This window comes from Mesorhizobium sp. P160187 (genome assembly GCF_057766425.1).
This window is the reverse complement of the sequence record NZ_JBYMDX010000005.1, coordinates 822,368-834,571: the sequence shown is the minus strand read 5'-3', so window position 1 is coordinate 834,571 and position 12,204 is coordinate 822,368. Positions and strand designations below refer to the sequence as shown.

11 protein-coding genes are annotated in these 12,204 nt (G+C 63.0%); 7 read left to right on the top strand and 4 right to left on the bottom strand.

The window, feature by feature from the left end; genetic code table 11:
- Positions 1-132 precede the first annotated feature (132 nt).
- The 4 genes from fabF to fabD all read right to left on the bottom strand — a co-directional run bounded on the left by fabF (position 133) and on the right by fabD (position 3,633).
- A complete protein-coding gene (fabF, locus tag AC3CCE_RS28725; protein WP_023685687.1) occupies positions 133-1,395 on the bottom strand; it encodes a beta-ketoacyl-ACP synthase II in 1,263 nt (420 codons plus the stop codon).
- A gap of 34 nt (positions 1,396-1,429) precedes the next feature.
- On the bottom strand, positions 1,430-1,666 hold the full coding sequence (locus tag AC3CCE_RS28720; RefSeq protein ID WP_006203723.1) for an acyl carrier protein: 237 nt from the start codon (positions 1,664-1,666) through the stop codon (positions 1,430-1,432).
- A gap of 221 nt (positions 1,667-1,887) precedes the next feature.
- Positions 1,888-2,625: a 3-oxoacyl-[acyl-carrier-protein] reductase gene (gene fabG, locus AC3CCE_RS28715; protein ID WP_352625997.1), complete on the bottom strand. Its 738-nt coding sequence runs from the start codon at positions 2,623-2,625 to the stop codon at positions 1,888-1,890.
- Positions 2,626-2,685: 60 nt separating this feature from the next.
- Positions 2,686-3,633, bottom strand: a complete 948-nt coding sequence (fabD, locus tag AC3CCE_RS28710) for an ACP S-malonyltransferase (RefSeq protein ID WP_352625996.1) — start codon at positions 3,631-3,633, stop codon at positions 2,686-2,688.
- A 277-nt stretch (positions 3,634-3,910) separates the two neighbouring features.
- On the opposite strand from fabD, the gene AC3CCE_RS28705 reads away from it, so the two are divergent.
- From AC3CCE_RS28705 to AC3CCE_RS28675, 7 genes are all read left to right on the top strand, one after another.
- Positions 3,911-5,839 carry an LTA synthase family protein gene (locus AC3CCE_RS28705; RefSeq protein WP_352625995.1) on the top strand — a complete coding sequence of 643 codons (1,929 nt, stop codon included), beginning with the start codon at positions 3,911-3,913 and terminating at the stop codon, positions 5,837-5,839.
- 310 nt (positions 5,840-6,149) lie between these two features.
- Positions 6,150-6,650, top strand: coding sequence for a 30S ribosomal protein S6 (gene rpsF / locus AC3CCE_RS28700; RefSeq protein WP_023672722.1), 501 nt, complete (start codon positions 6,150-6,152; stop codon positions 6,648-6,650).
- Positions 6,650-6,898 carry a 30S ribosomal protein S18 gene (gene rpsR, locus AC3CCE_RS28695; protein WP_006203718.1) on the top strand — a complete coding sequence of 83 codons (249 nt, stop codon included), beginning with the start codon at positions 6,650-6,652 and terminating at the stop codon, positions 6,896-6,898. Before rpsF ends, rpsR begins: the two co-directional genes overlap by 1 nt.
- 266 nt (positions 6,899-7,164) lie before the next feature.
- Complete coding sequence (gene rplI, locus AC3CCE_RS28690; protein ID WP_352625994.1) at positions 7,165-7,752, top strand: 50S ribosomal protein L9; 588 nt, start codon at positions 7,165-7,167, stop codon at positions 7,750-7,752.
- Positions 7,753-7,934: 182 nt separating this feature from the next.
- Positions 7,935-9,284, top strand: coding sequence for a cyclopropane fatty acid synthase (locus tag AC3CCE_RS28685; RefSeq protein ID WP_352512279.1), 1,350 nt, complete (start codon positions 7,935-7,937; stop codon positions 9,282-9,284).
- 158 nt (positions 9,285-9,442) lie between these two features.
- Positions 9,443-10,420 carry a small ribosomal subunit Rsm22 family protein gene (locus AC3CCE_RS28680; RefSeq protein ID WP_352512281.1) on the top strand — a complete coding sequence of 326 codons (978 nt, stop codon included), beginning with the start codon at positions 9,443-9,445 and terminating at the stop codon, positions 10,418-10,420.
- A 221-nt stretch (positions 10,421-10,641) separates the two neighbouring features.
- Positions 10,642-12,135: a replicative DNA helicase gene (locus AC3CCE_RS28675; RefSeq protein WP_023672717.1), complete on the top strand. Its 1,494-nt coding sequence runs from the start codon at positions 10,642-10,644 to the stop codon at positions 12,133-12,135.
- The last annotated feature ends 69 nt before the right edge of the window (positions 12,136-12,204 follow it).

Genomic DNA, 12,204 nt, shown 5'->3' with positions numbered 1-12,204 from the left:
CAAGCCCACGCATCGTGCTTTTAAAAAAAGCGCCTTCGGTTTCAGGCCGATGCGACGAATCCCCAGCGGCAGAGTAGGCTTGAATATGGCAAAATTGACGACAGACCGCTGGCGCGCCGGTCGATACCGCAATCAGCCTGTATAACGCTGGAATACCAGCGAAGCGTTGGTGCCGCCGAAGCCGAAGGAGTTGGACAGCGCCACGTCGACCTGGCGATGCCGTGGCGTGTTCGGAACAAGATCGATCGCGGTTTCGCGTTCCGGGTTGTCAAGATTGATGGTGGCTGGCGCGATGTTGTCTCTGATAGCGAGGATCGAAAAGATCGCCTCGGCGGCGCCCGCGGCACCCAGGAGATGGCCGATCGACGACTTGGTCGACGACATCGAGATTTTCGAGGCGGCGTTGCCGACCAGCCGCTCGACGGCGCCGAGTTCGATCGTGTCGGCCATGGTCGAGGTGCCGTGCGCGTTGATGTAGTCGACGTCGGCGGGCGTCAGCTTGGCCCGGTTCAGCGCCGCCGTCATGCAGCGGAAGGCGCCGTCGCCGTCTTCGGCCGGTGCAGTGATGTGATAGGCATCGCCGGTCAGGCCGTAGCCGGTGACCTCGGCATAGATCTTGGCGCCGCGCGCCTTGGCGTGTTCGAGTTCTTCCAGCACGACGACCCCGGCGCCCTCGCCCATGACGAAGCCGTCACGGTCGCGGTCATAGGGACGCGAGGCCTTCTCAGGCGTGTCGTTGCGGTCGGTGGACAGTGCCCGGCAAGCAGCGAAGCCGGCAAGCGATAGTCTGGTCACCGGCGATTCCGCGCCGCCGGCCAGCATCACGTCGGCATCGCCGAAGATGATCAGCCGGGCGGCATCGCCAATGGCGTGCGCGCCGGTCGAGCAGGCGGTGACGACGGCGTGGTTGGGGCCTTTCAGCCCATGCCGGATCGATACCTGGCCAGATACCAGGTTGATAATGTTGCCGGGAATGAAGAATGGACTGATACGGCGCGGTCCGCGCTCTTTCAGGATGATAGCGTTCTCGGCGATGCCCTCGAGGCCGCCAATGCCGGAGCCGATCATGACGCCGGTGGCGCAGCGCTCGGCTTCGGTGCTGGGCTCCCAGCCGGAATCCTTCAGCGCTTCGTCGGCGGCCGCAATCCCGTAAAGGATGAAGTCGCCGATCTTGCGCAGTTCCTTGGGCTCGAGCACGGCTTCGGGATTGAGCGTGCCGTTGGTGCCGTCACCGCGCGGAATGACGTGGGCTATCTTGCAGGCAAGATCTTCCACTTCGAACTCGGTGACGCGCTTGGCGGCGCTGCGGCCGGTCAGAAGTTCCTTCCAGCTGTGCTCGAAGCCCATGCCGAACGGCGAAACCAGGCCAAGGCCCGTGACGACGACACGCCTCATCGCAGGTCCTCCCCGGTGATGACTGCGGATAGTGTCAGGCCGAAGCCTTGTCGATGTACTTCACGGCATCGCCGACGGTCAGGATGGTCTCGGCCGCATCGTCCGGAATCTCGACGCCGAACTCTTCTTCGAAGGCCATGACGAGTTCGACCGTGTCGAGGCTGTCCGCGCCCAGATCATCGATGAAGCTCGCCTGCTCCGTCACCTTGTCGGCATCGACGCCAAGATGTTCGATGACGATCTTCTTGACGCGCTCTGCGGTGTCACTCATTTGGGGCATCCTCGTCTTTTGTTTGTCTGTCTTCGTTAGCGGGCAGAATGCCGCTAATCAAGCTGAAAGATGGTCCTGCCAGAAACGCAACGATGCCGGACCGGTTTTTGCCCGAACCGCCGGGTTGCGGGCCGCATTACACGAAAAATGGCTGAGGTCCAAGGCGAAATGGTCTCTTTTCACAAGCCGGCCATGTCTTCTTATCACCCGGCAATATCCCGTCAGATCATGGCCATGCCGCCGTTGACATGGATGGTCTGGCCGGTGACGTAGGCTGCCTCGTTGGAGGCGAGATAGGCGACGGCCGACGCCACTTCACCACTCGTGCCCATGCGGCGCGTCGGGATCGCGGCCATTATCGCGTCTTTCTGCTTGTCGTTGAGCTTGTCGGTCATGGCCGATTCGATAAAGCCCGGGGCGACGCAGTTGACGGTGATGTTGCGGGTGGCGATCTCCTGCGCCAGCGACTTCGAAAAGCCGATCATGCCGGCCTTGGAGGCGCAATAATTGGTCTGGCCAGGATTGCCGGTGACGCCGACCACCGAGGTGATGTTGATGATGCGGCCATGGCGGCGGCGCATCATCGGATGGGTCAGCTCGCGGGTCAGCCGGAACACGGCGGTGAGGTTCACCTCCAGCACGCTGTCCCAATCCGCGTCCGCCATGCGCACGAACAGGCCGTCCTTGGTGATGCCGGCATTGTTGACCAGTATGTCGACGCCTTCGAGTTCGGCTTCGGCCTTCTGGCCAAGCGCCTTGACCTCGTCACGGTCGGCAAGATTGGCCGGGAACAGCTTTACCCGGTCGCCGAGTTCGCCGGCCAGGGTCTCCAGTTTCTCGATGCGGGTGCCGTGCAGGCCGACAATGGCGCCTTGCGCATGCAGCACCCGGGCAATCGCCTCGCCAATGCCGCCGGATGCGCCGGTGACGAGCGCCTTGCGGCCGGTCAGTTCGAACATTTTCGTCTCCTGATCTTAAGAGAACACCCTTCCCACGGGAGGGGTTGAATCGCCAGTGGATTATGCAAGCGCGGCCAGCGCCGCCTCGACATCGGCCGGCGTGCCGACGGCCGATGTGGCGATGTCGCGGTTGATCCGCCGCGCCAGGCCGGAAAGCACCTTGCCGGCGCCGATCTCAAAGAGCGTGGCGACGCCATTGGCGCCGAACCACTCCACCGTTTCGCGCCAGCGCACGCGGCCGGTGATCTGCTCGACCAGGCGGCGCGCGATCTCGTCGGGGTCGCTGGTCGGGGCTACAGTGACGTTGGAGACGACGGGCACGACCGGTGCATTCTTGGTCACGCCGGCCAGCGCCTCGCGCATGACATCGGCCGCCGGCGCCATCAGCGCCGAATGGAAGGGTGCGGAGACCTGCAGCATCAGCGCCCGCTTGGCGCCCTTTTCGGTGCACAGTTTCGCGGCGAGTTCCACCGCCGCCCTGGCGCCGGAGATCACCAGCTGGCCGCCGCCATTGTCGTTGGCGATCTGGCAGACCTTGCCGGATCCCGTTGCGGCCTCGGTGCAAGCGGCTTCGACGTCGGGCTGTTCCAGTCCGATGATCGCCGCCATGGCGCCCTCGCCGGCCGGCACCGCCGCCTGCATGGCGTTGCCGCGGATGCGCAGCAGCCGGGCAGCATCGGCGACCGAAACGAAACCGGCCGCGGCAAGGGCGGAATATTCGCCGAGCGAATGACCGGCAACGTAGGCAACCTTGTCCTTCAGCGAAAAGCCGCGCGCTTCCAGCGAGCGGATTCCCGCCAGCGAGACCGCCATCAGCGCCGGCTGGGCATTGGCAGTCAGGGTCAGCGCCTCTTCCGGGCCTTCCCAGATCAGTTTCGACAGCTTTTCGCCCAACGCATCATCGACTTCCTCGAACACCCTGCGTGCCTCGGGGAAGGCGTCGGCGAGGTCCTTGCCCATGCCGACAGCCTGGCTGCCCTGTCCCGGAAAGGTGAATGCGACGGCCATTTGGGCGCTCTCCAGCGGCTGATTTTTCCTGCCTGTGACGCAAGGCGGACCGTCAAGTCAAGCCCGGAGGCGGCATTTCCGCTCTCGCTTGAACCGGAGCTGACCTCGAGTCCCTGTTCCCAAAGGCTTTTTGCCGATCACACCTGATGAAAACCGCTCACGAATCGTTTGCTGGCTCTTCTTATTTTCGCCACAGGCGCTAGCTTTTGCATGACAGTTCTATGACAGAACGGTGGCGCGAGTGGAAATGCGCGTTGCTTGGGCCGGGGGAAGAGACGTGGCTAGGATCAGGAAGGGCGCGGCCGTACCCGCGCCACAGTTCTTGGAAGACGATCCGTCCACCGGCTACCTGCCGGGGCGCAGATGGCCGGTCATCCGCTACGGTCTGGTCACGCTGCTTGCCTCCGCCATCCTGGTGTTCGCCATCGAATGGATCGTGCGCGGCGACTTCTTCGGCACAGTCGACTTCTTCCTGCAGCCAATCAAGCCGGGCTGGACCACCATCATTGTCTTTGCATTGGTGCTGATGGGACTGGACGCCGTGCTTGGCCGCAGTCACCAGAGCCTGATGATCGTGGCGCCGCTGACGCTGGCGCTGGCCTTTGTCGGGCATCAGAAGTCGCATTATCTCGGCGATCCGCTCTACCCAACCGATTTTCTTTATTCGCGCCAGATCATGGCACTGATGCCGCTCCTGGTGCGCGAACGGCCTTGGACGGCGCTCGCCATGGCGGTCGGCATCGTCGCCGGCCTGTCGCTGCTGATCTATGGCTGGCGGTTGTGGCGCCGCAAGGTTCCGATCCTCAGCCGCAAAGGGCGGCTGGCGCGGCTGACGCTGGCAGTGCCGCTGCTCGCCTTCTTCGTCTCGATAATGGACTACGCCACCTTCTCGTGGACCCGCGACCGGCTGCAGATCATCCCGATCATGTGGGACCAGAAGGAGAACTACGCCTCCAACGGGTTTGCGCTGGCCTTCGCACTCAACGTGCCGATGGCGCATGTCTCGGCGCCGGCGGGCTATTCCGACAAGGCGATCGACGCGATCGACAGGCCTGCTGTGGCGGCCTCGGTACCGGATGAGAAACCCGACATCATCGTGGTGATGAGCGAATCTTTCTGGGATCCGACCAAGCTGCCCGGCGTCACAATCACGCCTGACCCGATCCCCAATGTGCGGGCGCTGCGTTCCGGCTATATGTTTTCGCCGGAATTCGGCGGCATGACCGCCAACATCGAATTCGAGGCGCTGACCGGCTTTTCCAATGCCTTCCTGCCGGCGGGCTCGATCCCCTACCAGCAATATGTGCGCACGCCGACGCCGTCGCTGGCGACCTTCCTGAAAAGCGAGGGCTACCGGGCGCGCGCCATCCATCCGGGCACCAACTGGTTCTGGAACAGAGGCGCCGTCTATGCCGATTTCGGTTTCAACGATTTCCGCTCGGAAGAGACGCTGCCGCCACTGGAAAAGCGCGGGCCGCTGGCTTCCGATGCGTCGATGACCGACGAGATCATCGCAGAGGCCGACGCCAGCGAGCGGCCGGTGTTCTTCTTCGCCGTCAGCCTGCAGAACCACGGTCCCTACGAGCCGTACCGCTATTACAATCCGACCCACAAGGTCGCGGCGCCGATCAGCACATGGGCGCGGGAATCGCTGCTCAGCTATGCCGAAGGCTCCGCCGATGCCGATCGCGGCCTCGAGCGGCTGATCGAATGGGCGAAGAAGCGCGACCGGCCGACGGTCATCGCCTTCTTCGGCGACCATCTGCCGCCGCTCGGCCCCGTCTATGTCGAAACCGGTTACCTGAAGGACAATGTCGCGCCGCGCAAGGAACCGACGCCGGCGGCGGCACTGGAGCATCATCAGACGCCGCTGGTCATCTGGTCTAACCGCACCGGTCCGGCGCAGGATATGGGCGCCGTGAGCCCGGCCTTCCTGCCCTACCACATCCTGACAACGGCCGGGATCACGCACCCCTACTACACCGGCTTCCTGGGCGCGCTGCGCGAACGCTATCGCGTCGTCGACCGCAATCTGCTTTTGACACCGTCAGGTGAGGCCACGCCGGACTGGGCGCGGCAGAAGGACGTTGATCCGGCGATCAACGACTTCCGCCTGCTGCAATACGATATGATGTTCGGCAAGCGTAAGGCGGCTCCGGACTTCTTCCCCGAAACGATCAACGGTCGTACCCCGCATACGAGTTGATGCCTTCTTTATCCAACCCTGCGACGCTAGGACGCTGTCCGGAGCATGCGTTACCCTTGCCTTCCAGCCAATTTGCTATATAGACGCCCGCAATCTGCCGGTCCTTGCTGGGGGCTGAACGGAGGGCCGGAGGTTTTACCCAAAACCTTCGTGTGAAGCCAGAAGCGCTTCCGCCTCCCGTGTCTCCGCTCTCGACCGTCTCGAAATGCTCCTTTCTTCCCCGCCCCCTCGGGATCAGCGGGTCAGAGAAGTTGCAGAGGCTTTTGCCGCGAGGATCCGGGAGAGAAACGAAGAAAGGCACTGAACCACTATGGCTCTATACGAACATGTGTTCCTTGCCCGGCAGGACCTCTCGCAGCAGCAGGTCGATGCGCTTGTCGAACAGTACAAGGGCGTCATCTCCGCAAATGGCGGGTCCGTCGGCCGGGTCGAGAACTGGGGACTGAAGTCCCTCACCTACCGGGTCAACAAGAACCGGAAGGCTTACTACACGCTTATGGACCTCAACTGCCCGCCGGCAGCGCTCAACGAGATGGAGCGCCAGATGGGCCTGTCCGAGGACGTGCTGCGTTTCCTGACCGTCAAGGTCGAGGCGCATGAGGAAGGCCCGTCGGCCATGATGCAGAAGCGCGAAGAGCGCTCGGAACGCGGCGGCTTCGGCGACCGCGACCGTGGTGATCGTGGTCCGCGCTCGTTCGGCGACCGTGATCGCGGCGACCGTGGCGATCGTCCGCCGCGCTCATTTGGCGACGCCGGTGGTGATCGTGGTCCGCGCCGTCCGCGCGAAGGCGTTGAAGGAGGTGCAGAATAATGGTCGACATCAATCAGATCCCGACCCGGCGCCCGTTCCATCGCCGCCGCAAGACCTGCCCGTTCTCCGGCGCCAACGCGCCCAAGATCGACTACAAGGACGTGCGTCTTCTGCAGCGCTACATTTCCGAGCGCGGCAAGATCGTGCCGTCGCGCATCACCGCCGTCAGCCAGAAGAAGCAGCGCGAACTCGCCAAGGCGATCAAGCGCGCCCGCTTCCTCGGCCTGCTGCCCTACGTGGTTCGCTAAGACTTTCGAGCGGGCGGTTCGCCGCCTGCTTCCTTCTCCCACGGCGACGGGCGCCGCAGGGGTAATTTGATGATGCATGTCGTTGTCCCAAAACCGGGACCACTTTTGGCGACATGCATTGAAATCCCGAGTTGAGGTGAAAAGCCTCTAACTGCCGCGACAGGCAGGACAGCGACACCGGCGCCAAGGCGCTCAGAGCTTCCTGACCTGTTCCATTCAATTCGGCGCCGATCCCGCGGTCGGTGCCCAGACGAAGGAACAAAACCATGCAAGTGATTCTTCTCGAACGCGTTTCCCGCCTCGGCCAGATGGGCGATACCGTCAAGGTCAAGGACGGCTTTGCCCGCAACTTCCTCTTGCCGCAGGGCAAGGCGCTGCGCGCCAACGAAGCCAACAAGAAGAAGTTCGAAGGGCAGCGCGCGCAGCTCGAAGCGCGCAACCTCGAGCGCAAGTCGGAAGCCAGCCAGGTTGCCGAAAAGCTCGACGGCAAGAGCTTCATCGCCGTACGTTCGGCCGGCGAGACAGGCCAGCTCTACGGTTCGGTGTCGACCCGCGACATCGCCGACCTGCTGACCGCCGGAGGGTTCTCGGTCAACCGCAACCAGATCCAGCTCAACCAGCCGATCAAGACCATCGGCGTCACCAATGTGGCGATTGCGCTGCATCCGGAAGTCGAGGTCACCATCAGCCTCAACATCGCCCGCACGGCCGACGAAGCCGAACGCCAGGCCAAGGGCGAGACGCTGACCACCGCCGAAGCCATCTATGGCGATGACATCAACGACAACGCACGGCCGGAGAACTTCTTCGACCCGAACACCGAGTTCGAAGGCGGCGAAGAAGACAACGCCTGATCTCGCACGGGCCTGATCGCACAGGAAGCGAGCGGAGCAGCGCTCCAAGTCGTCATCCAGCCTTTCTGGACCAATGCCCGGGCCTCTCGCCCGGGCATTTTTGTGCCAAATGGAACTTTTCGAACCCCTATATATTGTTGCAGAATTGGTCCGCCAGTCTGACCGTGAGGGGACATTTGGTGATGAATATTCTGTTGAAACGCGTTCTCGACCGCCTGGTGCGTACGGGCAATCTGAAAGTCACCGGCCCGAAGGGCTCGACAGTGGTTTTCGGCGACGGCAGCGGCGAGCCGGTGCATATGCACATCAAGACCGCGCATGCCGAGCGCGCCATTACCTTCGATCCGATGCTGGCCGTGCCGGAAGCCTATATGGACGGCGAACTCGACATCATCGAGGGCGGCGTACTGGGTATGATGCGCATCGCCTTCCAGAACATGGGCAGTGGCGGTATCGACGCCACCTGGTCGAAGGCCATCGAGGGTCTGCGCCACGCCTTTCGCCGCCTGCAGCAGATCAACACCGCATCACGGGCGCGCCGCAACGTGCAGCGCCACTATGATTTGTCGGGTGACCTCTACCGGCTCTTCCTCGACGACGACATGCAGTATTCCTGCGCCTACTTCGAACAGCCGGACATGACGCTCGACGAGGCGCAGATGGCCAAGAAACGCCATATCGCCGCCAAGCTCAGGCTGAAGGCCGGCCAGACCGTGCTCGATATCGGCTCCGGCTGGGGTGGGCTCGGCCTCTATCTCGCCAAGGCTTTCGATGTCGACGTGCAAGGCGTGACGCTGTCGACCGAGCAGCACGGCGTCGCCACCGACCGGGCGCATGCGCAAGGCTTGCAGGACCGCGTGCATTTCGACCTCAAGGACTACCGCGAACTCAACGAACGCTTCGACCGCATCGTCTCGGTCGGCATGTTCGAGCATGTCGGCGTCAACCACTTCCGCACTTTCTTCGACAAGTCGGCGACGTTGTTGAAGCCCGACGGCGTCATGCTCTTGCACACGATCGGCCGCTCCGGCGTGCCGTGGGCGACCAGCGCCTTCATCCGCAAGTACATTTTTCCGGGCGGCTACATTCCTTCGCTGTCGGAGGTGATGCCGGCGATCGAGAAGTCGGGCCTTGTAGTCACCGACATCGAGATTCTGCGGCTGCACTATGCCGATACGCTGAAGCATTGGGGCCAGCGCTTTGCCGCCAACCGGGACATGGCCAAGGCCATCTACGACGAGCGCTTCTGCAGGATGTGGGAGTTCTATCTGGCGGCTTCGGAAGCCGCCTTCCGCTGGCAGGATCTGGTGATCTTCCAGATCCAGATCGCCAAGAAGAACGACACGCTGCCGATGACGCGCGACTACATGGCCAAATGTGAAAAGGCGCTCGAAATGCGCGAAATGGGGCATCGCCAGGAGACGGCGGGCGCCGAGCCTGCTGTCGCCAGGTCTGTGCCTGCCAGGTCCGTTGCTGTCAGGTCCGTTGCGGCCAAGCCAGCGCGCCGTCGCAAGGTGGCGGATCGCGAATAACGCCTCGATTGCGATTGCCGCTTGCCATTGACGGCTCTGACACTGAAAAAAGGTCTCGTTCTCGCGAGACCTTTTTTAATGACCTGCCTGCCCACCATAGCCACCACCCTTGTCGAGTTCGCCGGCGCCTCGGTGCTCGCGCCACGCGGAGCCTGAGCGTGGAACTCCCCGCCTCGCTGCGACAAGGCGTCGAGCGCCTGCTCGAAACGATACCGCTGGCGGTGCTGCGCCAGGCGGCGAAGACGCTGTCCGACCGCTACCGCGCCGAATTGCGCGACGGCCGCCTGCACATGGCCGAAGAGATGGCGGTAAAAGCCTATCTGGCGACGCGGCTGCCGGCGACCTACGCGGCGGTACGGGCCGGTCTCGACGAACTCGCCTATGCGCGGCCCGATTTCCAGCCAACGAGCTTGCTCGATGTCGGCGCCGGTCCTGGCACGGTGCTTTGGGCCACTACAGACCTGTGGCCCGACCTCGAAGAGGCGGTTCTGATTGAAGCAAGCGCCGCGGTGCGCAAGGTTGGCCAGTCGCTCGCCCTTGATACCATCGCCACCAGGATGGACTGGCGCGCCGGCGACGTGACCATCGACCTTGCCGATCTTAAGCCTGCCGATCTGGTCACCTGCGCCTATGTGCTGGACGAGATCGCGCCGGCATCGCTGCCGAAGCTTGTCGGCCGGCTCTGGCAGTTGACCGGCGACACACTGCTGATCGTCGAGCCCGGCACACCGGCAGGCTGGCAGCGCATCCTGGCAGTGCGCCGGCAATTGCTGGAGGCCGGGGCGCATGTGCTGGCGCCTTGTCCGCATGAGGCGCCCTGCCCGCTTGAGCCGCCCGACTGGTGCCATTTTTCTCGCCGCGTCGCCCGCTCGCGCCTGCACCGCCTGGCCAAAGACGCCGACGTGCCGTGGGAGGACGAGAAATTCATCTACGTCGCGGCGTCGCGGCAAGCCGCGCCTGTACGTCAGCCGCGCGTGATTGCGCCGCCGAAATCGGGCTCCGGCAAGGTGCTGCTCAAACTGTGCCAGCCGGATGGCGGCGCCGGCGAGACACTTTTCACCAAGCGCGAGGGCGAGTTGTTCAAGGCAGCGCGGCGACTGGACTGGGGCGATACATTGGACGGAAGAAGCGGATAATCACCGAGATTGTTCTTGCTCTGTTCCAACGACTCGGATAAAAGTCAGCGCCTTTCTGAGTCAACCGGAATCGGGGCGCGGAAACACTCTTCTGTGGACGGTTTGCCGCCCCTGTGAACAACGGGGCATCGAGGTTGATTGGTCGTGCGGTGATGCAGAAAGGTCAGCACCGATTTATCTCGTTCTGATATCGAGAAGCCGGGATCAAAATCGGGGACATCATGGCAGAGGCAGCGCGAAAATTCGGCGTGGCGGAGCAGCAACCGCTTTATCGTGAAGCGCCGAACAACATCGAGGCCGAGCAGGCGCTGCTCGGCGCCATCCTCGTCAACAACGATGCCTTCTACCGCGTCTCCGACTTCCTCAAGGCCGGCCATTTCTACGAGCCGCTGCACCGGAAAATCTTCGAGGTCGCGGCCGAGCTCATCCGCATGGGCAAGGTGGCGACGCCGATCACGCTGAAAACCTTCCTGCCGGCTGACGAGAAGGTCGGCGACATGACGGTGGCGCAATATGTGGTTCGTCTGGCGGTCGAAGCCGTCACCGTCGTCAATGCCACCGATTATGGCCGCGCCATCTACGATCTGGCCACGCGCCGCGCGCTGATCACCGTCGGCGAGGACATGGTCAACATCGCCTATGACGCGCCGGTCGACATGGCGCCGTCCGAACAGATCGAGGATGCCGAGCGGCGGCTGTTCGAACTGGCCGAAACCGGCCGTTACGATGGCGGCTTCGAAAGCTTCACCGATGCGGTCAAGACCGCCGTCGACATGGCCAACGCCGCCTATATGCGCGACGGCCATTTGTCGGGCCTCGCCACCGGCATGCGCGATCTCGACCGCCGCATGGGTGGCCTGCAGGCGTCGGATCTGATCATCATTGCCGGCCGTCCGGGCATGGGCAAGACATCGCTCGCCACCAACATCGCCTTCAACATCGCCGAGATGTATGAGCCGGCGCAACAGGCCGACGGCTCGTTCAAGGCAGCCAACGGCGGCGTCGTCGGCTTCTTCTCACTGGAAATGTCGTCCGAGCAGCTCGCCACCCGCATCATTTCCGAACAGACGGAAATTTCGTCGTCAAAAATCCGCCGCGGCGAGATTTCAGAGATGGATTTCGAAAAGCTGGTCGCCTGCTCGCAGACCATGCAGAAGATCCCGCTGTTCATCGACCAGACCGGCGGTATCTCGATCGCGCAGCTGTCGGCGCGGGCGCGGCGGCTGAAGCGTCAGCGCGGCCTCGACCTCATCGTCATCGACTATATCCAGCTGATGCAGGGGTCGAGCGCGAAATCGTCGCAGAACCGGGTGCAGGAAATCACCGAGATCACCACCGGCCTCAAGGCGCTAGCCAAGGAACTCTCCGTTCCGATCATCGCGCTGTCGCAGCTGTCGCGTCAGGTCGAAAGCCGCGAAGACAAACGCCCGCAGCTGTCCGATCTTCGCGAATCCGGCTCGATCGAGCAGGACGCCGACGTGGTGATGTTCGTCTACCGCGAGGAATATTATCTGAAGAACCGCGAACCGAAGCCCGGCACCGACGAATACATCAAGTGGGAACACGAGATGAACGAGATGCGCGGCAAGGCCGAAGTCATCGTCGCCAAGCAGCGCCACGGCCCGACAGGTTCGGTGAGCCTCGCCTTCCATGGCGAGTTCACACGGTTTTCCGACCTCGCCGAAGAGCATCATATTGCGGAGAGGTTCGAGTAGTCTGTTGAGAAAGGCCTCATTCCTTCGCACCCCCCTCTGTCCTGCCGGACATCTCCCCCTCAAGGGGGG